Here is a 20,663-nt window from a genome sequence, read left to right on the forward strand (position 1 = left end):
TGATGTCTAACCGGAACGGGCAGCATGCGTACATTTCACAATGCCGTCGGCAAGATCGAAGCCGTCGCCGCCGCTATCCTGCTGATGATGATGGTCTTGCTCATCTTCAGCGGCGGAATTGCGCGCCTGCTTGCCCACCCACTCAATTGGACCATCGACTTCGCCACCTGCTTCTTTGCGTGGGCCTGCTTCCTGTGCGCCGACATCGCCTGGCGGCGTGACGGCCTGATGTCGATCGACATCCTGATACAGCACCTCCCGCTCGCGGTGCAAAAGGCGCTGGTCACCGTCAACCACCTCCTGATCAGCGCCTTCCTGATGTACGTCATCTATGCAGGCACCTGGCTGTCCTGGATCAGCCGGGCCCGCAGCTTCCAGGGCATTCCGTCGATTAGCTATTCATGGATCACGATGAGTCTGCCGGTCGGCGCGACCCTGCTGCTCATCACGACCTTGCTCAAGCTTCTCGACCATTTCCGTGCCAGGCAGCCGCCCTTGTCCGCTGCGGTAATGTGAGCGCCGCAATGCTGGTCGTCGCTGTCGCCTTCGTTGTCCTGATCCTGATCGGCATGCCCGTTGCCTTTGCGATCGGGATATCGGGAGCGCTGTTCTTCCTCCAGCATCCGGAACTGCCCTTCACCATACCCATCCAGCAAACCGTCTCGCAAACGCAGAACTTCGCGCTGCTGGCGATCCCACTCTTCATCATGGCCGGCAATTTCATGAACAAGTCCGGCATCACGGAAGAGCTGCTCAACCTCGCTGCGGTGATCGCCGGCCGCCTAAGAGGCGGCCTCGCCCAGCTGTCGCTCGCGCTGGCGGTGCTGATGGGCGGCGTCTCCGGCTCGGCGATCGCCGACGCGGCCATGCAGAGCCGGATACTCGGCGCGGAAATGATCCGGCGCGGCATTTCACGCGGCTTCGCCGCGGGAGTTCTCTCGTTTGGTTCGGTGCTTACGCCGATCATCCCGCCGGGGCTCGGCTTCATCATCTATGGCACGATCGGGCAGGTTTCGATCGGACGCCTGTTCGCGGCCGGTTTCGTCCCGGCGTTCCTCCTCTGGGCAGCACTCGCGGCCACCGTCTCCCTTGTCGCGAGACGACGCGGCTATCCTCCCGCGCGCGAGACCCGCCCGAAGGCCCGGGAGATCGGCAGCGCGTTGACCGGCGGCATCTGGGCCCTGCTCTTTCCGGTCATCCTGCTTGCCGGCCTGAGGATGGGTGTCTTCACGCCATCGGAGATCGGAGCATTCGCCGTGATCTACGCCGTCTTCATCGGCCTCTTCATCTATCGCAAGCTTAAGATGGAGCCTGCCCGCGAGGCGCTGGAGGGAACTCTCTCCGACATCGGCGCCGTCATGTTCCTCATCGCACTGTCGGCAGTGTTCAGCTACGGCATCGTGCTGGAGCGCATCCCGGAGGTCGTCTCCAATGCGATCCTTGGCGTGACCGACAGCCTCAACGGAGTGATGATGCTGATCGTATTCTTCATCCTGATCTGCGGTTTCTTTATTGATGCGACTGTGCTCATTATCATGCTGACGCCGATCTTCCTGCCGCTGATCCGCGACTTTGGCGGCGATCCGGTTCATTTCGGCGTGGTGTTTGTCGTCGCTGCGACGATCGGCAACTTCACCCCGCCCGTCGGAGCCGCCATGTATACCGTCTGCTCCATTCTGAAGGTGCCGGTCGGCGAGTATACCCGTGAATCGGCGCCTCTGTTCGCCGCGATCGCTTTCGTATCGCTGCTTCTGGTCTTCGTGCCGTCAATCGTTCTCTTCGTGCCCGATCTTGTCTTCAACCATTGAGCATCCCGCCTGAACTATCGTCTTGATTGACCGGATTGCGACGGATATTTCCGCCAGTGAGGTGGGGCGCCTCGACGACCGTGATGCGGATAAAATCGGCTTCTGCCGCGAGCGAGACGAACGAGCGCGCGCTATAGTCGCTGATTTGAAGGTTTGAAGTGCGCCTCCTGAAACTTTGTGCGATCACCGCCAATGGTCGCTTTCGAGTTCTCCCCAATGGATGTCCTGAGCCATGTCCCTGGTGGCCAATCTCCGCACGATCCGCGCGCCGGTCATGGCATTCCTTGCCATGGGTGTTTTCTGGGGCGCGTGGCACGCCCTGATCCCGCGCGTGAAGTTCGACGCCGGCGCGTCGGATGCAGCGCTCGGCTCTGCCCTGCTTTGCGTCGCGGTAGGCGCGATTCCCGCCATGATGCTCGGCGGCCAGCTGGTCGGCAGGCTCGGGCCATGGCTGCTGCCGGCAAGCATCGCCTTGTTTGGCATCGCCGCGATGCTCCCCACGCTGGCTGATGATCCGATCGAGCTGGGTGCCGCGCTTCTCGTCGTCGGTGCGGCCTCCGGCTTTATGGACATAATGGGGAATGTACGGGTCAGCGAGCTCGAAAGCCGGGAGAAGGCGGGCTTCATGCATCTTGCGCACGGTCTCTTCTCGGCGGCCTATCTTTTCGCGGCGCTTTCGACGGGCTTGGCCCGCAGTATTGGGATCGGCCCGACCGCCATCCTTGGCGCGGTGGCGGCCATCATGTTGGCGCAAGCGGTCTGTGCCGTCACCCGGCCGCCATCGCCGCTTCGCGACCCGGAGCCAGAAGTGCCGGCAGGTCGCATTCTGAGCCTGCCGGTGGTACTTTTCGGGGGGATCGTGTTCGCCGCCTTCCTCGCCGAAAACGGGCTGCAATCCTGGAGCGCGCTGCACCTGGAACGTTCCCTCGCGGCCGCCCCCACAATTGACGCGCTGGGGCCGGCAGCGATCGGCCTTGCGTCGTTCGTGGGGCGGGTCGGCGGCCATTTCCTCACCGCGCGGATCGGCGAATACGCCATTATCATAGCGTCGGCGCTGGTCGCGACAGTGGCGGTCGCCATTTTTGCGACGAGCTCCGCGATCATGCCCGCCCTGGCGGCGCTGTTCGTGGCCGCAGCGGGCATTTCGATCATCGCACCGTCAGCGATCGGTATGGCGGGTCGCGCGGCCGCGCCGGCCAAGCGCGGCAGCGCCGTCGCCACGGTCAGCGTGATGGGCTACACCGGCTTTTTCGTCGGACCGGCGATGCTCGGCTTTGTGGCGGAGCACTTTGGCATCACAATTGCGCTCGGTACGGTCGCGCTGATCCTGGCGGCTGTGATGCCGCTGTCCCTGGCGGCAAAGCGAAGCGCAGCCTCCGACCGGGGCGCTGGATCCTCTTGCCAATACGACCACAACTGATCCTCACCCGAAGGTTATCAATGGCGAACGCTAGCCATCATCGGCAGACCGAATGAGCGCCGCCTTTTGTTGACGCATGCACTGCAGAGCCCCGACCACGGAGTGCCTTGTCAATATCAAGCGCGGGCCGCCGATATCCCTCATTGATGAGTACAATCTCTTCACCCTCGAAGTCGAGCGGATCAGCTGGCGCTGGACAGCGCAGGTGCAGCCACGCTGATGCAGGCACAGCCAGACGATCCGAGCTCCAGCAGGCAATGCCCTAGAGATTTCCGTATCGGCGGATGACGACCACGGTGCGACTTGGATGAAAGTCATAAGACGGCCGCTCTATTACTGTTGATCCGACTCGACGCCGGAAACGTCGACCTACGTTCTCGCGAGGAATGTTGCGATCGCGTCCGCCAAGAGCTGTGGCGCTTCCTCAGCCATGTGATGGCCACTGTCGATGCCATGGCCTTCAAGCACTGTCGTCCACGGGCGCCAGACCGACAGCACATCACCATAGAGTTTTTCGAGGTCGTCGCGCAGTGACCAGAGGACCAGCGTTGGGCATTCCACGCATTTTCCTGCGTCGCGGTCGGCTTTGTCATGCAGATGATCGACCGCCAGACCGGCGCGATAGTCCTCGATCATGCCGTGCACGACGGCAGGATTGGTGATGGCCGCGCGATAATCGCCATAGGCCTCCTCTCCCATGGCGCGAGGAGAACCACCGTACCAAGCGATCGGATCCGCCATAATCGCACGCTCCGGCTTTTCGGGTTGGGCGAAGAAGAACCAGTGCCACCACTCAGTGGCAAAGCGGGCGTCGCAGCGTTCGAGCGCCTCAACAATCGGGACGCCATCGAGAATGACAAGGTTTGAGACGGCAGCCGGATGGTCCATCGCAAGCCGGAACGCCGTATAGCTGCCTCGGTCGTGGCCGGCGACCGCGAACCGCTCAAACCCGAAATGTGCCATGAGTTCCACGCAGTCGCGGGCCTTCGCGCGTTTGGATGATCCCGAATGATCCGGTGTATCCGCAGGAATCGAGGACTGGCCAAAGCCACGCAGGTCGGGACAGATCACGGTGTGGCGCTCTGCCAGCAGCGGCGCCACCCGATGCCAGGTGGCGTGGGTGCGGGGGTGACCGTGAAGGAGGAGAAGAGGAGGGCCCGATCCCCCGTGGCGCACGCGCAGCGTAGCGTCCACCAACTCGACCGTTTGCAATACGAATCCGTCGAACATCGATGAGCAACAGCGCCGGCTGGCGTTGGTTCCAGCACGATGCCCTACGTGCTGGCAGCTGCAACTCGGCGGCGGCGTCGGGAATAGGCCCAAGCGTGTCCAGAAGACGCGGTAGCGCTTCGGCGTCGACTCCGCGGTCGATGCGGAGGCGCACCGCCGCCAAGCTCGATCTCGATAATGCCGCTTCTGATGCGAAGCCGAGCGGGAGGCGTCGATGATGCCGGAGCCTCAACGGCAGGCGGCGCAACAGCAGGAACGATCTCGACCGGAACCAACTGCGGGACGTCGTCGGCATGGGCGAGGCCGCACAGGCCAATGCTCCATAGGAAGAGTTGGCTGATTTGAATGCCATGGGTAGGGTTCATGGCTGGAACAAATGCTGGTCCGCAAGTCGCGCACCCTGGTGAAGGTGGCGCTTGTCAAGATGGCACAACAGTTCGGCGAGACGAGGCTAGAAGAACCAGGGATTTCGGCCATGCCAGCGAGTATGATGCAATCCGTGGCGTGATCGTTGACCAGACCCATTGCCCGCATGAACGCAAAGACGGTTGTGGGGCAAACGAACGTCCAGGCCCGCTTACGCCTTCCACAACTCTCTTCGGAGGCAGGCGGTATTTGCCTTCACCTATTTGTTGCCGTTCCGGATCTACGTGAAGCGCTTCTTTTGGTGATCATCGCTGCCGGATGCGGCGGTGTCGGCGTTCTCCATCGGACCACAGCCGTGAGCTGACCCGGAGCATGCGAGTTTCCGCTTGGATCAGAATAGCTTAAGTGCAGGGGAACATCCGCTTCCGAGCCGCCAGAACGGGACCGGAGAGCCTCGAAGGGTTATAACCTGCCGATCGCCGTCTCCGCTTTGCGCCCAAATGCCTGCCGTAGAGATCAGCTTTACCGCCTCCTGCAAGCAGACATCGCCGGCGACTACGCTGGAGGCCGTGGTTGCGCGAGAGGTCGACATTCGAGGCGTTTTCCATGAGCGGACGTTCGTGCCGCGGCCGCAGTCTACCTGTTGCGGTAATTGCTTCCAACGCCAGTGGCAAGTGATCCCGAAAAACCCTCACGAGCCTGCAACTGACTGTCCAGCCGTAGAGGCCTCCGATAACGCGGCTTGGAAAAGCGCACGGGCCGACCATCGCATTAGACGGACAGCCTCCTCACGCGACAGGCCGCCAATATCGGTTAGCCATACGAGCGCCTCTATTCCGCATGAGGCCCTGATCGCCAGAGCAAGGCGTTTCAGCTCCGGCTGCGGGATTTGGTCACTTAGCGGCGCCATGGCATCCAAAAGCCACCCGACCGCACGTCCTTGCCTCAGCAGCAGAGGCTCACGGGGACCAAGCTCGGGATCGAGCGAAAGCCGCAGCATCGTGCGCAACTCGGGTTCAGTTTCCACGGTCAGTTCCGCCAGTGCCTTCACCGCCAGGTCGATTCTGGTTTCGGGATCGGTCGGAGGATTGTCTCCGAGCAGCGTTCCAAGATCGATCTCGGGATGCGTAGCAAGCAGCAGCGAGCGCTGGTTCGGAAAATAGCGGTAGGCTGTGGTGCGGGAAACGGCCGCTGCCTCGGCCGCCTGCTCAACGGTCGGCGTGATTCCTCCGGCCAGCAACTGACGGGTGGCTTCAATCAAGGCGCGGCGCGTCCGCGCCTTTTGCAGTTTCCGGCCGGTTGATTCATATGGAACTGGAGCGTTCATTATGGTACTGTAGTCCCATAACAGGATTTCGATACCTTATAACTCGGCTTTAGTATGGGAGGAAAGAGAAATGCTCGGTGTGGCGTCGGCGACTGCTTCTACCCAGGACCGCTTCTGGTGGCAGGGGAGTCTGATGGTCATCAAGGCTCGCGCCGCCGATACGGCAGGCGCGTTGGGCTTGACGGAAGGTCATTTCCCGGAGGGCTTTGGTCCGCCGCTGCATGTCCATCACCGCGAAGACGAGGCCATATTCGTGCTCGAAGGCAGAATACGCTTCCGCCAGGGCGAAGAGGAATTCGTTGCTGGTCCTGGAACGGTCGTTTGGGGCCCACGCGGCGTTCCGCACGCGTTTAAGGTTGAACCCGGCGGCGCGCGGGCATTGGTGATTGTCACGCCCGGCGGGTTTGAGGAGATGTTCGCGGTAGGCGGCATCCCGGCAGAGGACCTCGCCGAGGCTCCCACCGTTCAGTATGACCCAGCAGTTGCGGCCGCCTTGGCGGAAAGGTTCGGATTCGAGGTCGTCGGTCCGCAACTCGATTAATCGTTTCTCATGGCATTCACGAACCTTCTGAATCGTTGGGATGCCTCCGGGAGGATCAGCATGGACGAGACCTACGACGGCATTATTCTCGGGGCTGGTCACAACGGCATGATCGCTCAGGCCTATCTCTGCAAGGCGGGGTTGAAGGTGCTGTCGATCGACCGACGGCCGCTCTTCGGCGGCGGCCTGACCACCGAAGAGGAGCCCGAGTTTCCGGGCTATCTGCACAACACCCACGCGGTCTTCTGCCGGGCCGTCACCTCTCTTGCCTGGTACCGGGATCTCGAGCTTGAACGGCACGGACTCACCATGATCGAGCCCGAGATGAACGTCGCTCTCATGACTAGGGACCATGACGTCTTGCAGTGGTGGACCGATTTCGAGAAGACCTATGAATCTGTCGCCCGGTTCAGCAGGAATGATGCCGACACCCTGCGGCGGTGGTACGAGGAGTTCGTTCCCATCGTGCAGAAGATCCTCCGACCCGAACTGGCCTCGCCGCCGTTGCCGGCTGAGCGGCGGCGCGCGCTGCTGTCAAGGACGAAGGCGGGCCAGAGGGTACTGGAGGTGGCGCAATTATCGCCTCTCGAGTTCGTGCAGCGCGAGTTCGAGCATCCCGTCGTGCAGGCCGGTCTCATCTTCTTCAACGGCCTGCGCGAAGTGGATATGCGGGTGAAGGGCTTCGGGCATCACATCGCCATGCTTCTGGCCTCTCCCGCAAAGGCGCAGATGCCCAAGGGCGGGACTGCGCGGCTTGCCAAGGCGATCGCTGCTGCCGTTCGCGAAGCGGGCGGCGATATCATGCTCAACACCGAGATCAGGCGCATCGTCGTCGAGAACGGACGGGCGGCCGGCATCGAGACGATGGACGGCCGGACAATCCGCGCCCGGAAATTCGTCGCCTCGTCGCTTAATCCCGCGCAGACCTTCCTCGAGTTCCTCGATCCGGAAGTCGTGCCGGAGGCGTGGCAGGAGAAGGCGCGCGGCTTCAAGTTCAATCTTGTCGCCCCTTTGATGTCGCTGCACCTAAAGCTCAAGGCGCCGCCCGACTATCTCGCTGCCCGCAAGGTGCCTTCTGCCAACGATTGCTTCATGGTCATCATGGGTATCGACGACCTTCAGACCTTTCAGACGATGTTCGAGTGTCACGAGCGCGGGATCATGCCCCCCGGGCCGATCCTCTACGGCTCCTGCCTGACGCGGCATGATCCGACCCAGGCCCCACCCGGAAAGCATACGGCTTTCGTTTGGCAGAAGGTGCCTTATCACCTCTATGGCAATCCGGACAATTGGGACCGGTACAAGGACGAGGTCGGGCGGCAGATGCTCGACCAGTGGATCCACTACGCTCCCAATCTGGCCACCGATGTCGAGCGCTGGTTCACCCGCAGCCCGCGCGATACCGCGCGCGAGTTGCCGAATTTGGGGGAAGGCGACACGCTCGGCGGCGCCTTCACCAACGGCCAATATTTCGATGGCCGGCCCTTCGCCGGAGCGGGCAATTACCGCACGCATCTCGACGGCCTTTACGTGTGCGGTTCGGCCTCCCATCCCGGCGGAAACGTGACAGGGCTTCCAGGCTACAACGCCGCGCAGATCGTTCTTGCCGATCTCGGTGTCGAGACGAATTGGTTCCCGCCGACGATGGACAAGCAACTTGAGGCACTCGCATGATGCTTTCGGAACTCAGTAACACCTCAATACAGGCGTCCGCGCGGCTTCCTCCAGCGTTCGAACACCTCGATGCGTCCGCCGCAGCAGGCGCACGGCAGCCGGAAGTCCTCCGGTTCGCTGGGTGTGTCGTCAGCGGGCGGCCCGGCGACGTTCAGCAGTTCGCGGGCGATTGCGAGGCTGGCCTTGCGGGCGGAGCGGCAAGCAGGCCGTAGTGACGGATGCGATGGAAGCCGCGCGGCAACCGGGCCTGTGCCCTCTACCTCAACCGCAGACGTCTTCCCGCGCAGCGGTTCGTTCCCCGGCCCCAAACTGGAACAGCTATATATGGCTCCATCTGGGTGGAAAGCGGAATGGCAGCTGTTGATCGACAATGAATACGATCCGGACATTCAGACCATGCGACGCCTCGAAAGGGCCAGTCCGTCATCATCCTGTCGCTGGACTTAGCCCCGCCGCCAAGACTCTTCTTTCCGTTCGGCGATCAATCCCGACGCGGATCGTAAGGCCTGGCGGCCCGTTGAGCGACGCGCTCGCGGTACCTCGCGTCGGTACCACTTCGGTTTTCCGGCTTGGTAAGCGTTTCGACAGGCTTCCCGAGGACGACCAGCAGCGTGTCCCATTCTTCCTGGCCGAGCGTCTTGTAGCGGTACTCCAGACCCGGCGAAGCCAGGAGCTGCTCGATCTCAGGCCGCGCGAAAGAGGCAGCAGGGCCAATGCGGCGAAAGCCGCTTCGCACGGCATCGGTAGCCGCGGTCAGGTCGCTGAAGCCATACTTGCCCGGATCGTAGACGGAGTACTCGCGCAGCAGCCGCAACAGATCGGGCACGGCATCGACGCCGCGGTCGCCTTGGCGCTTGATCAGGCCGGTGGCAAAGCGGCTGACCGCCGGATCGGCGAGAATCGCGCGCTCTTCCGGCAGAGGATCGGCGTAGGCGCCCTCAGGGAGGCCGGCCAGGGCATTGATCCAGTGGCGCGCCTCCTTCTTGTCGGTGGCCGCGAGGTAGCGGCGAGCGGCGAGCCGCCGCAGATCGGCACAGTCGCCATTGACTTGTTTGATGATCGCCCACAGCCCGTCTGAGGATCGCACCCGCGGGTCCTCCAAGATGCGAACCAGCAGACGCCGGTCGCTCTCGCCGAGCGGCTGGTCGTTCGCGCGGAACGAGTCCATCCACTGATTGGCGAGCAAGAACGCGGGATCGCTCACCGGCTTGCGCGGATCGTCGAGCGCTCTGGCAAGCTCCTCGCGCGTTCTCGTTTTCGCCGCCTCCATATCCACTCCGCGCGAAACACTGGTGTGATCGAGTAGCAGCCGGTTGACCGGAACCTCGTCGTACATGCTTCCGTCACCGAGCCGTCGACGCGCCCAGCCGAACCGGAAGTTCTCGATTCCGCCCGAAGTCCCGATCAGCAACGGCGCCGCCGGGGCAAAGATCGACAGGATCGACTGCCGCAGCAGCACCTGTTCACCGGCGTCAGTGATGGTGAGCGCCTTGCGGTGGGGTGCGGACGGTTCGAGCGACCAATCCACCCGTCCCCATCGGGGCTTGGGCTTGGCATCGGGCACGGCAGGGCCGTCCTCGATCACAATGGTGAAGTCGGGTTCGGGGGCGTCGTCGCTTTGCAGCAGCGCCTTGCCCTCTGACATCATCAGGTTCCATTCGGCTTCCAGCGCGCGCTGAGGGGCGAGCGGATCGGAGGCATCGTAGCGCCGCACTTCCAGTAGGCCATGCCCGATGAGGGTGCTTCGTTTGCCGGGTGTCGAGTCCGGCACGATGCGATAGGTATTGGAATGGCCGCGAGGGGTCTGGACGCGGACCGAAGTGATGCCCGGGGTCTTGAGCAAGGCCGCGCACAATGCATCGCAACGGCCCTCGAACGGGCGGACGAGCAGAATGTCCCCCTTGAGCGCAATCGGTGCGCTCGCCTGAATGTCCGGCTCCTTCAAGCTGGCCAGCATGCCCCTCGCCCAGGTGAGGCCCGGCTGGGGGATGGTCCAGAACAGTGCCAGCGTCGCGGCGCCCGAGATGACGGTCAGAGGAACCCCTGAAACGAAACTTCCGAGCAGCATGCGGAAAAGCGCGAAGGCGACGCCATACATGAAGGCCGTTGGCATCAACGCGAGGATGAGCCCCGGGATGATCAGGAAACTGCCGATGATGACCAGCCATGGCATTGTCAGCGCCACGAACGCGCCGATGCCGGTGATGATCAAGTAGGTCTTCAACCACATACGCGGACCTTACCGCGCAGTACTCAAAAAATGATAAAGCCTCGGGTCGGTGCCGTCTTTCGGGATCCGCCCGTTGACGAATCTCGTCACCCTCACCTCAAAGCTGTCGATCGTCCGCCTTTGGGGACTCTGGCGCCTCCATCAGATGCTCGACTCGAGGTCAGTTGCGGACATCTGAGCGGTAGAATCTCTGAACGGCTCAACTTGGGGGGACGGAAACTACCGCTACGCGCCCCATTCCAGCCGTAGAGAACAGCGCCGGCAACGCCTGGAAGCAGACGTTGCCGGTGACCATCTGGAGCTCACGCTCGCGCCATTTCATGACCTCCGCGACAGTTGGCTCTAGATATTTGGCTGCCAGCCCGTTGGCAGAGATAAGGAGGAGGCGGGCGATCTCGCCCGCCTCCTCGCGCCTGGGCGGAGCGGATCCTGACACGGGGCGCAGGGCGGTCAGTCGGTATGACATTGGAGTTCCTGTAGTGGCGGGCGTCAGTTCGCGGTTACGCGGCCGTTCGGGACAGTGTGCAAGTCTCGACGAAGGTCGCGATATCATGGGCGAAGCGAGCGGGCTCCTCCCAATGGAATGCATGGCCGGCCCGGTCATAGATCAACAACTCGGCACACCCGATCCCGGCGAGGAGTACATCCTGATCCGAGCGCGAAAAGAATGCATCTTTTGCACCCCACGCTACGAGCGTTCGCGCCTCGATCAGTGCAAGCTCGGGAGTATTGTCGCTATCAATCAATCCACGCAGTGCTTTCTTCCAGACATGAGCGGGAGTCTTGAGGCTCTCGCCAACAAAGGTTTCAAGAAGCGCACTCGGAATCGGTTGCGCAAGTGTGCTGCTTTGGAATTCAAATGCTAAATCCCTTCCCACCGGATCTTCAAGTTGCGAAACGCCCTCCCGCCAAAGCTCGTCCAGGGCGGCGTTGTCCGCGCCGGACGGAAACGAGCCCATAAGTACCAGTCCCGCGACTCGTTCGGGATGATCGATTGCGATCCGCTGGGCGATGAAGCTGCCCATCGAATGGCCAGCGATAACCGCGCGGCTTATGCCAAGCCTATCCATAAGCCCCACGGCATCAGAAGCAAAATCCGTTGGCGCGAAGCCGCCAGCGGGTTTAGCTGCCTCCCCGTGTCCCCTTTGCGTGAACGCGATGGCGCGGATCGAAGCCGGAAACTTCGATAGCACGGGTTCGAATGAACGCCAGCTATCGGTGATGCCGTGCAGGAGGAGCAGCGGCGTTGCAGCGGGATCTCCGTGCTCCACGCACGGGACCGAAAGACCGTTCTCGAGTGCGACGGTATATGATCTCAAATTTCCGTTCATGACTATTGTCCTTGGCTGTGGTGTGCCCCGGCCCGAATGCTTTCAGGCCGCTTCCAGGCAGTTGATGCAGATCTGCTCGATGTGCCTTGGTCCGTGCCGCAGCAGCCGCCGAGCACGTTGGCGTTGGGCAGCAGCGGGCGGAAGCCACGATAGCCCACGGGACGCGGGCTTTCGCGTGCCACAGGTCTATCCGCCCCGGCGCGATCCAAGGGCGGACAGGTTCAGCTCCGGCTTAGGGCCGGATGTTGTGGTTAACCCGGAAGAGATTCGCCGGATCGTATTTGCGCTTGACCGCGACGAGCCGCTCATAGTTGGCGCCATAGGCGGCACGCACGCGCGCTTCGCCCTCATCATCCATCATAAAGTTGATGTATGCGCCGCCATGCGGGTTGTGCTTGTGCACCGCTGCCCAATACTCGCTAGCCCAGCGCCTCAGCTCAGGCGCCTTCCTCGGGTCGGGATCAATGCCGGCGATGACCATTGACCACCGCGCGCGCCGCGCGTTCCAGGCGGTGGCGTCCGGAGCGACCTCCTGAGCCGCTCCGTCGATGGGATAGAGATGCATCAGCGACAGCTCGCTCGGGCTTTTCGAGCCGTGCTCGGCATGAGCGGCGATGGCCGCATCGGACAGCTCGTCGACATAATCTCCCTTCCAGTACCACTGCAGGCCCTTCGGCAGCAGCGGATCGAACAGCGCCTGCAGATCGACGAAGGGCATCTGCATCATGCCGTCCATCAGCGGCTTGGGAAGCGTGTCGCGCGCGGGCTGCATCGCCTGGATGCCGTCCTCCTCCGCGCCGTTGTAGCAGCTGACCAGCGCACAGATGCGCCTTCCCCAGATTTCGCGAGGGAACGGATCGCAGGAAGGCACCGTCTTGATGCCGAAGAACATCCCAAGCTCCCGCGGCGCTCCGGGCAGGAAGGCGCGGTACCAGCGCATGATCTCTGCGGCATGTGCAATGTCGTAGAAGATCGGCCCGGCATAGACATCCTTCGCCGGATGCGCCCGAAATGTGAAGCGCGTCACGACGCCGAAGTTGCCGCCGCCGCCGCGCAGCCCCCAGAATAGCTCCGGGTGTTCCTTCTCGTTTGCCGTCACGACGCTGCCGTCGGCCAGCACGATCTCGGCCGCAAGCAGATTGTCGATGGTGAGGCCGTGTTTGCGCGTGAGATGGCCGGTGCCGCCTCCCAGAGTCAGTCCGGCGATGCCCGTGGTCGAGACGAGGCCGGCCGGCACCGCCAGCCCATGAACGCTCGTGGCGCGGTCGACGTCGCCTTGGGTGCAACCGGCTTCGACGAGGACCCTGCGCGTTGTGGGATCGATATCGATCCGTTTCATCGGCGACATGTCGATGACCATGCCGCCGTCGCAACTGCCGAAGCCCGGACCGTTGTGGCCGCCGCCGCAAATGGCAAGAAGCAAATGCTTCTCTCGGGCATGATTGACGGCCGCGACGACGTCGGCGACCTCGGCGCAAGGGACGATCCAGCGCGGCCGCTTGTCGATCATGGCGTTGTAGAGCGCGCGAGCCTCTTCATAGGCCGGATGACTTCGGTCAATGAGGCTTGCGCGGAGTCGATCGGGGAGATCGTTCGAAGTAATTGACATATGCATTTTTGCACCCTCAGCTTTTGAAGCAAGACGCGTCGACACCTCGGCCAAGACCAGATTGTCCGCCATGGGCTCTGGACATTCGCGTTTCGCCGGTTGAATCTGCCGCATCAGCGCGGCTCTTCTTGTCATACTCCGCTTTCATTTCAGACGTTTTTCGCTAGTGCTGTGGGAGTGTTTCGTTTGTTTCAGAGGCGCGCTCGACGGGGACGATAGGCGGCAGTTTGTGGCTGGCCGGCGCATTGTGAGCACACCGCTCCCTGGGAACTGAAACGCCGGGAAACCTAGGCGGAGGAGCATCCAGAACAGAGCTGACGATCCTTCAGCCGGCTGTGTCAGCTGTGAAACAAACGAAACAATTCGCCGGCGTTGCGGAAAAACGGCTGAAACAAGGATGGCTTAAATCAAACAGCACCGTTTGTTCGAAGCAGCCTTAATCAATGGAGTACTGCAATGTCTTCGCTAACGCCAAGAATGCGAGCGGCTTACCGCTCTTTCCGGAGCTACCGGGCCCGTCGCCTGGCGGAACGGACCCTCGCGGCAATGGAGGATGCTCTCCTCAAAGATATCGGGATCAGCCGGTCGGAGATCGATGCGGTGGTCCGCGGCCTGAAACCCGGCCATGAAGACAAGGCGGGCTGAAACCATGAAACGTTCCTTGTTCCACCTTTTGGCCTGCACGAGCCTCGCCGCCGTTCTGGCGTCTGCGGCCAATGCCCATGACTCGGGCCTTCCGCACGGCCAAGCCGAGGCGGCGGCAGCGGTTGAAAAGGCCGCGACCGACGTCCCGCTGTTTGAGAACCTCGGCAGCCACTCCTATCCGGTCACGACGGCCAACCCGCTGGCTCAGGCCTATTTCGATCAGGGCCTGCGCTGGGCATGGGCGTTCAACCACGCCGAGGCGCAGCGCGCCTTTCAGACGGCGCAGAAGCTGGACCCGACCTGCGCCATGTGTTTTTGGGGCGAGGCTTACGTCCTCGGGCCCAACATCAATGCCGGCATGGGGCCGGAAGCGGCTGCGAAAGCCGCCGAAGCCGCCGCTAAAGCGCGCCGGCTCGCGGAACACGTCTCAAGCCGCGAAAAGGACCTCATCGACGCTCTCGCCAAGCGCTACAGCGCCGACTCCTCGGCCGACCAAAGCGCCCTTAACCAGTCCTATGCCGCGGCGATGGCGAAGGTAGTCGAACGCAATCCGCAGGACGACGAGATCGCAACGCTCTACGCCGACGCGCTGATGAACCTGATGCCCTGGGATTACTGGCTTGACGGCGGAGCAACGCCAAGGCCGGACACGATCAGGCTTGTGGCCTCACTGGAGCGGGTGCTGGCGCGCAATCCGGATCATGTCGGAGCGATTCACCTCTATATCCATGCCGTCGAGGCATCCATGGCGCCGGAGACGGCCGAGCCCTTCGCCGACCGCCTCGCCGCCCTCATGCCCGGCGCCGGCCACATCGTGCACATGCCCTCGCACATCTATCACAAGGTTGGGCGGTGGGTGGATAGCCTGGAGATCAACCGCAAGGCGGTGGCCGCGGACGAGGCCTATTTCGAGCGCGTCGGCGTCCAGCCGGAGACCACGCCCGGCGTCTACACCGACGGCTACTATCCGCACAACCTGCATTTCCTGATGACCTCCGCACAGATGGCGGGCGACGTCGAGGCAATCGCCGAGGCCACCAAAAAGCTCGATTCGCTGGTCTCCAACGCCATGGCCAGCAAGGTGGGAGGGTTGCAGCCGATCAAGGCGGCCAGCTATTTTGCCCACGCCCAGTACAGCGATCCCAAGGTCATACTCGCGCTGCCGGCGCCGGCGAACGCTCTGCCCTATGTCGAGGCGACGTGGCGATACGCGCGCGGCATCGCCTTTGCCGCGACGGGAGCGAACGATGCGGCCGGCGCAGAGATCGCCGCGATCCGCAAACTCGCCACCGAAACCGATTTTTCGGTTGAGATGGCCGGAGGCCTTCCCGCGCCGGATCTCCTGGAACTGGGCGCGCTGATCGTCGAGGCCCGCATCGCCCAGCACCAGGGCAATCTCACGGAATCTCGGAGCAAGCTGGAGGCGGCGGTCGCCATCGAGGACGGCCTCGCCTATATGGAGCCGGCCTACTGGTATTATCCGGTCCGACAGACCCTAGGGGCGGTGTACATGGCCATGGGCGAGCATGAGGCGGCCGTGGCGGCCTTCGAGCATGTCCTGGAGCAGACCCCAAACAACGCCTGGGCGTTGTGGGGCCTGCGCGAGGTTTTCCGCAGGACCGGCAGGGCAGCCGACGCCGAAGAGATGGATGCGCGCTTCAAGGCCGCCTGGGTGGGAGCGCCGGATTTTCTCGGCATCGAACTGCTCTGACCAGCACTCAACGTGCCGGCCTTGTCCTCGGCTCAGAAACGTGCCGCAGCCTCGCCACCCCGGCGGCTGCGGCACGGATCATATCGAGCAGACATGCTTGGGCCTGCACGCCCCTGCCTTGCAGCGCCCAGACCTTTTTGTAGAAGCGCAGAGCAACGCAGCGTGGATCCCGGAAATCGAAAGGTTGAGCAACTGCATCGCCCTGGAGCCACAAAGTCGTGATACGGAAGTCGCGAAGGCTGGCCGGCTGCGTCGACCGAGCGGCGGCGTGCTCAAGAGTAGAGATAACCCATGCCGCGGATCGTCCTGATCACCTCCGGCTTGGAGGGATCGACCTCAATTTTCTTCCGCAGCCGCGAAACGCGAATGTCGATGCTCCGATCGAAGGGATCCCATCCGCGGTCATGGGCTAGTTCTAGCAGTTGATCGCGGTTGAGTATTCGTCCGCGGTGTTCGCTGAATACCTTCAGAAGCCGGAACTCCATCGCGGTGATCGCTATTTCGACCCCCTCGGCGTCGTATAATGTGTGTGCCTCCGGGTCGAAGCGGCACTTGCCGAACTGCACGTGGCGACGGCTTGGGCTGCTCGTCTTCTCCGCAGCTCTTTCGTTAGCCGACGTCCTGCGCAGCACGGCCTTCACCCGCGCCAGCAGCTCCCGCAAGTCCACGGGCTTTGCAATATAGTCGTCGGCGCCGACCTCCAGTCCGACCACGCGGTCGACGATCTCCGCGGAGCCGGTGAGCATGATAATGGCAACGTCTGAGTGCTCGCGTAGATATCGCGCCAGGGAGAGGCCATCCTCACCCGGCATTCCGATATCCAATATGACCACGTCGACGTGCTGACTATCAACGAGTTCACGCAGGGCAGGACCCGCGTTGGCTGGTGTCACGGCATAACCATGACGCTCCAGATATTCCGCCACCATGTCACGGATATCAGGTTCGTCATCACAGACAACAACGTGCGCGCGCGTCGTCAAAGTATCGACCACCGAGCAAATAGCCTAATGGAAAGCCTCCCCTGAAGTGACATGCAAATCAACGGAGCTGTCAAGTATTGTTGTTGACCATCTTGAAAACAAACGACCGGAGCTCGGCTGGTTTGATCGGCTTCTCAAGATACGGCCGTTTCGTGGCGCGCAGGAAAACCTGCGCGTCCGGGCTGATTGTGTCCCCTGTTAGGAAGGCCAGCCTGTCGAGTTCGGCTGGATGGAGATTGGCAATGCGGTTGAACAATCCGCGTCCATCCATGTTCGGCATTTTTAGGTCGCTTAGAATCAGCGCGAACGTACGATTCTCGAGTTGCCGCAATGCCTCTTCGCCAGATCTGGCAATGGTGACCTGGAAACCATCTCGCCTGAGCACCTCGCCGATCAGGTCACCCACTTCCTCTTCATCATCGACTACCAGACAGGCAACACCCGTCGAATTCGGAAGCTCGTCAGCGACGATTTCGGCGTGTTCGTCGATCCTTTCCGAAGCAGGCAGCGAAAGTATGAAGGTCGAGCCGCCGCCTTCGGATGACTCCACCTCGATGGTTCCTCCATGCGATTGAACAATCCGGTGGCAGAAGGACAGTCCGATCCCAGTCCCGGCTCCAATCTCTTTCGTCGTGAAGAACGGTTCAAAAATGCGGGGAAGTATTTCCTTGGGAATTCCCGGACCGGTATCGGCCACGCTGACGACCACGTTGCCGGTCCTCGGGTGAAGTCGCGTCGAAATCGTTATCGTCCTTCGACCTTCCCAGCCGTGCAGCGCCTGCTCGGCGTTGACAAGCAGATTGATCAGCACCTGACCAAGCTGGTCGGGGTCCGCCCAGATCGGGGGCAGGCCAGGTTCAAGATGAACTGAAAGCCCGATGTCCGACGATCTGATCGAATAGCTCGCCACCTCGACCGCCTCGGAAATGATGTCGTCGATTGCAACGTTGGAGGTCCGCGTTGGCTGCTGTCTGGCCATGGCCAGAAAAGTCTTGACGATCCTGGCGCAACGTTCGGCCGCCTTGCTTATCTTGTCGGCGCGTTCGGCCGTCTTGACGTCGGTTGTTGTTTCCTTCAACAGCAGCGACAGCCCCAGCACCGCCGAGAGCGGGTTGTTCAACTCGTGCGCGACGCCCGCCAGCAATCCTCCGAGCGCGGACAATTTCTCGTTCTGGTGCAGCGTCTCGCGCTGCCGCTCGAGTTCCTGCTGCATTTCGATGCGGTCGGTAAGATCGTAGGTGTGGGAAACGATGACCCTCTCGCCGTGGAAATCGATCAGCCGGGAAGAAATCGAACACCAGCAGGTTCCACCATCCTTGCGTTTGAGCTGGGTTTCGAAATCGTCGACCAGTCCCTTCGCGAGCAGCCGCTGGACATATCGCTTCCGCTCCGAAGGATCGACATAGTAGTCGACGGCGCTGGCGACTTCGCCCAGCAGTTCAATGGTGGCGGGGCTGCGGTAGAGCAGCTTCCCGTCATGCGCGCGGGTCATCTGGATGTTGACCGGGCAAGCTTCGAGCACCTTGCGGACCAGCGCGTCCGCTTCTTTGGCAGCCTCCTCGGCCCGCTTGCGTTCTGTGATGTCGACACGGGTGACTACGAACCCGCCTTCACGGGTCGGACAATTCGAGACGAAGAACCAGCCGCCGTCCGTGTGACGGAACTCCTGCTGCCGGAACTCGCGGCGATCCCTTGCCCTTTCGGCCAGCCATTCATCGATCTTGTCTCGAGGGACCGGAAACTGGTTGCGCTCCGCGGTCACGCGGAGGAACTCGAACCAGTTCACGCCGGGAACGAGTACATCCGCGCTTATGGCATGCATCTGTCTGTACCTGCTGTTGGCCAGCACCAGGCAATCGTGCTTGTCGTAAAGGGCAAATCCTTCGGCCAGAGATTCGATCGCGTCGATCAGCCGCTCGTTGGCTTTGCGCGTTTCTTCCTGGGCGGCGATCATGTCGGTGATGTTCGTCGTGTTGGACACGATCACCTGCCGTCCCTGGAACTCGATCAAGCGAGCGGAAACGGAACCCCAGAAGACCTTGTTCCCGGTGTCGTACTGCTGGACCCGAAAATCGTCGATTCTTCCCCTCTCCATCAGGGTCTGGACCAATATTCTGCTGTATTCGGGGTCGACATAGTGGTCGGTGATTTGCGGGCGGTCTCCGTAGAGATCCTTGGTGGCAGGGTTGCGGTAGAGCGTTTCTCCTTCGATCGTGGTCATGTGTATCGGCGAAGGGCAGGCATCGAGCACTCTTTGCAGCAGCGCCGTGGCGTCGCGCTCGACAGCCTCGGCCTTCTTGCGCGCGCTGATGTCGGCGCGAGTAACGACGAATCCGCCAAGATCGGTGGGATGTATCGATACCGAATGCCATTTGCCGTCGGTAAGCGGAACTTCGAAATGCGAGTGGAACCCGATCCGGTTCTGCATTCGCTCTTCAAGCCATTCCTCCTCCCGTCCAATCGCGTTGCGGTACACGCCCCGCTTGGCAGATTCGCGGAGGAGTTTGGCCCACTCCACGCCTGGCTCGACGAGATCCCGCACCGAGTGGTTCAGCTCGCGGTAAAGGCTGTTGCACATGACCAGCCGATGATCTTCGTCATAAAGCGCGAATCCTTCCGACAATGATTCAACGGCATTTGCGAGCATCTCCCGCGCGACCGCGACTTCACCGTCGCGTTGCCTTTGCTTTGTAACATCGGCGATGCCCGCCAAAACCACTCGCCGGCCCTGGAAATCGACAACCCTGAGGTTGCCCATTGCCCAGAATTCCTGGCCGTCGGCTCTTCTCAGCAGCGCCTCGCAATTTTCGACGACGCCGTTTTGCAAGAGCTCCCGGTTGATCTCTCGGTGCTTCTCGGGGTCGACAAAGTAGTCGCCGAGCCGCACCGTCTCGCTCTGCGCTTTTTTGTTCCATCCAAGCAGCCGTTCGGCAGCATTGCTCTGGTGTATCAGTTCCCCCGAACTCGCGTCGTTCATCCATACCGGCAACGGGTGATGCTTGATCAGGAAACCGAACAGGTCCTCGCGCCTTTTCCGCTCGGTGATGTCCAATACGCCGATGACCAGCGCAGGGAGCCCGCGATAGACAGCGCGACGGCAGTTTGTCGAGCACCAGGCGGTCGAGCCGCCTGTGCTTCTGAGCTGGATTTCGTGATCCCGCACAAGCTCACTTTTGCTGGCCAGCGAACCGATTTCATCGAATTCGCCCGGATTCACAAAATGATCCGTCAGGAATTGCGGTTCGTTCGGCGCCCATTTACGGCCAAGCAGGTTTGACGCATCCAGGCTTTCATAGAAGATTTGCCCGCTTTCCTCGTCCACCACCCAAACGGGCAGCGGATGACTGTCGGTGATGCAGCGGAATATCTCCGCGTTTTCATGGTGCGCGGTCTGCGCTCGCTTCATGTCGGTGATGTCGACGCTGACCAGGGCAACGCCACCGTCCGGCCTGGGATGTGCCGTGAGCAGTTTCCACTGTCCGTCCAGCGTTTCCGCTTCGACCGGCGTCTTATCGGTTTGTTTCCAGCGCGCCGCGGCGCGTTCGGCGAATGCATCGCCAGGCTCGATCGGCCGGCCATCGAAACTTCTGAGACATGTGAGGGCTTCCGCAACGACGGCATCCAGCCGCTCGATCGCTTCGTGATGGAGCCGGGGGCCTCCAAATATCTCCGGATTGCCGTCCACGAGAACATTGTCGGCGTCAAAAAGGGCATAGCCTGTTTGCGTGGACGCGATGGGATTAGGCTGCATATTCGTTTCCCCTTTACGCGCGCGTAGTCCTCCGAGG

At 61.9% G+C, this 20,663-nt stretch carries 16 protein-coding genes and 2 pseudogenes; 7 read left to right on the forward strand and 11 right to left on the reverse strand.

Annotated features, from left to right (window positions below; translation table 11 throughout):
• Positions 1–24: 24 nt before the first annotated feature.
• Together ABVK50_RS31215 and ABVK50_RS31220 are read left to right on the forward strand one after the other, a co-directional pair.
• Positions 25–516 carry a TRAP transporter small permease subunit gene (locus ABVK50_RS31215; protein WP_353646800.1) on the forward strand — a complete coding sequence of 164 codons (492 nt, stop codon included), beginning with the start codon at positions 25–27 and terminating at the stop codon, positions 514–516.
• Positions 517–524: 8 nt separating this feature from the next.
• Complete coding sequence (locus tag ABVK50_RS31220; RefSeq protein WP_353646801.1) at positions 525–1,808, forward strand: TRAP transporter large permease; 1,284 nt, start codon at positions 525–527, stop codon at positions 1,806–1,808.
• On the opposite strand, the gene ABVK50_RS31225 is transcribed toward ABVK50_RS31220, so the two are convergent.
• Positions 1,798–2,001 carry a hypothetical protein gene (locus tag ABVK50_RS31225; protein ID WP_353646802.1) on the reverse strand — a complete coding sequence of 68 codons (204 nt, stop codon included), beginning with the start codon at positions 1,999–2,001 and terminating at the stop codon, positions 1,798–1,800. The genes ABVK50_RS31220 and ABVK50_RS31225 overlap by 11 nt on opposite strands.
• Positions 2,002–2,040: 39 nt before the next feature.
• Here ABVK50_RS31225 and ABVK50_RS31230 point away from each other — a divergent pair, with 39 nt between their 5' ends.
• A complete protein-coding gene (locus tag ABVK50_RS31230) occupies positions 2,041–3,228 on the forward strand; it encodes an MFS transporter (RefSeq protein WP_353646803.1) in 1,188 nt (395 codons plus the stop codon).
• 369 nt (positions 3,229–3,597) lie between these two features.
• Here the strand turns inward: ABVK50_RS31230 and ABVK50_RS31235 are convergent, their stop codons facing one another.
• The 3 genes and pseudogenes from ABVK50_RS31235 to ABVK50_RS31245 all read right to left on the reverse strand — a co-directional run bounded on the left by ABVK50_RS31235 (position 3,598) and on the right by ABVK50_RS31245 (position 6,085).
• Positions 3,598–4,458 carry an alpha/beta hydrolase gene (locus tag ABVK50_RS31235; protein ID WP_353646804.1) on the reverse strand — a complete coding sequence of 287 codons (861 nt, stop codon included), beginning with the start codon at positions 4,456–4,458 and terminating at the stop codon, positions 3,598–3,600.
• 489 nt (positions 4,459–4,947) lie between these two features.
• Positions 4,948–5,040, reverse strand: a pseudogene (locus ABVK50_RS31240) (DNA-3-methyladenine glycosylase I); the annotation flags it as partial.
• A 475-nt stretch (positions 5,041–5,515) separates the two neighbouring features.
• Complete coding sequence (locus ABVK50_RS31245) at positions 5,516–6,085, reverse strand: TetR family transcriptional regulator (protein WP_353646805.1); 570 nt, start codon at positions 6,083–6,085, stop codon at positions 5,516–5,518.
• 136 nt (positions 6,086–6,221) lie between these two features.
• Here ABVK50_RS31245 and ABVK50_RS31250 point away from each other — a divergent pair, with 136 nt between their 5' ends.
• Entirely contained in the window at positions 6,222–6,692 is a 471-nt protein-coding gene (locus tag ABVK50_RS31250; protein WP_353646806.1) for a cupin domain-containing protein, read from the forward strand.
• Between the two features lie 60 nt (positions 6,693–6,752).
• A complete protein-coding gene (locus ABVK50_RS31255) occupies positions 6,753–8,366 on the forward strand; it encodes an NAD(P)/FAD-dependent oxidoreductase (protein ID WP_353646807.1) in 1,614 nt (537 codons plus the stop codon).
• Between the two features lie 23 nt (positions 8,367–8,389).
• Here the strand turns inward: ABVK50_RS31255 and ABVK50_RS31260 are convergent.
• The 5 genes and pseudogenes from ABVK50_RS31260 to ABVK50_RS31280 form a co-directional block, all read right to left on the reverse strand.
• Positions 8,390–8,607: pseudogene (locus ABVK50_RS31260) on the reverse strand (IS91 family transposase); the annotation flags it as partial.
• Between the two features lie 240 nt (positions 8,608–8,847).
• Positions 8,848–10,578: a hypothetical protein gene (locus ABVK50_RS31265; protein ID WP_353646808.1), complete on the reverse strand. Its 1,731-nt coding sequence runs from the start codon at positions 10,576–10,578 to the stop codon at positions 8,848–8,850.
• Positions 10,579–10,795: 217 nt separating this feature from the next.
• The gene (locus tag ABVK50_RS31270) at positions 10,796–11,062 is read right to left on the reverse strand and encodes a hypothetical protein (protein WP_353646809.1); all 267 of its coding nucleotides are present in this window, start codon (positions 11,060–11,062) and stop codon (positions 10,796–10,798) included.
• A 34-nt stretch (positions 11,063–11,096) separates the two neighbouring features.
• Positions 11,097–11,927 (reverse strand): alpha/beta hydrolase, encoded by an 831-nt coding sequence (locus ABVK50_RS31275; protein ID WP_353646810.1) that lies wholly within the window; start codon positions 11,925–11,927, stop codon positions 11,097–11,099.
• Positions 11,928–12,159: 232 nt separating this feature from the next.
• Entirely contained in the window at positions 12,160–13,536 is a 1,377-nt protein-coding gene (locus tag ABVK50_RS31280; RefSeq protein ID WP_353646811.1) for an FAD-binding protein, read from the reverse strand.
• A 477-nt stretch (positions 13,537–14,013) separates the two neighbouring features.
• Between ABVK50_RS31280 and ABVK50_RS31285 the strand changes: the two genes are divergently transcribed.
• Both ABVK50_RS31285 and ABVK50_RS31290 read left to right on the forward strand, forming a co-directional pair.
• Positions 14,014–14,181, forward strand: a complete 168-nt coding sequence (locus ABVK50_RS31285; protein WP_353646897.1) for a DUF1127 domain-containing protein — start codon at positions 14,014–14,016, stop codon at positions 14,179–14,181.
• A 4-nt stretch (positions 14,182–14,185) separates the two neighbouring features.
• Positions 14,186–15,892 carry a tetratricopeptide repeat protein gene (locus ABVK50_RS31290; protein ID WP_353646812.1) on the forward strand — a complete coding sequence of 569 codons (1,707 nt, stop codon included), beginning with the start codon at positions 14,186–14,188 and terminating at the stop codon, positions 15,890–15,892.
• A 272-nt stretch (positions 15,893–16,164) separates the two neighbouring features.
• On the opposite strand, the gene ABVK50_RS31295 is transcribed toward ABVK50_RS31290, so the two are convergent.
• Together ABVK50_RS31295 and ABVK50_RS31300 are read right to left on the reverse strand one after the other, a co-directional pair.
• On the reverse strand, positions 16,165–16,887 hold the full coding sequence (locus tag ABVK50_RS31295; protein ID WP_353646813.1) for a response regulator transcription factor: 723 nt from the start codon (positions 16,885–16,887) through the stop codon (positions 16,165–16,167).
• Between the two features lie 58 nt (positions 16,888–16,945).
• Positions 16,946–20,626, reverse strand: a complete 3,681-nt coding sequence (locus ABVK50_RS31300; RefSeq protein ID WP_353646814.1) for a PAS-domain containing protein — start codon at positions 20,624–20,626, stop codon at positions 16,946–16,948.
• Positions 20,627–20,663: the final 37 nt, after the last annotated feature.

The organism is Mesorhizobium sp. WSM2240 (assembly GCF_040438645.1).
Lineage (GTDB): Bacteria > Pseudomonadota > Alphaproteobacteria > Rhizobiales > Rhizobiaceae > Allomesorhizobium.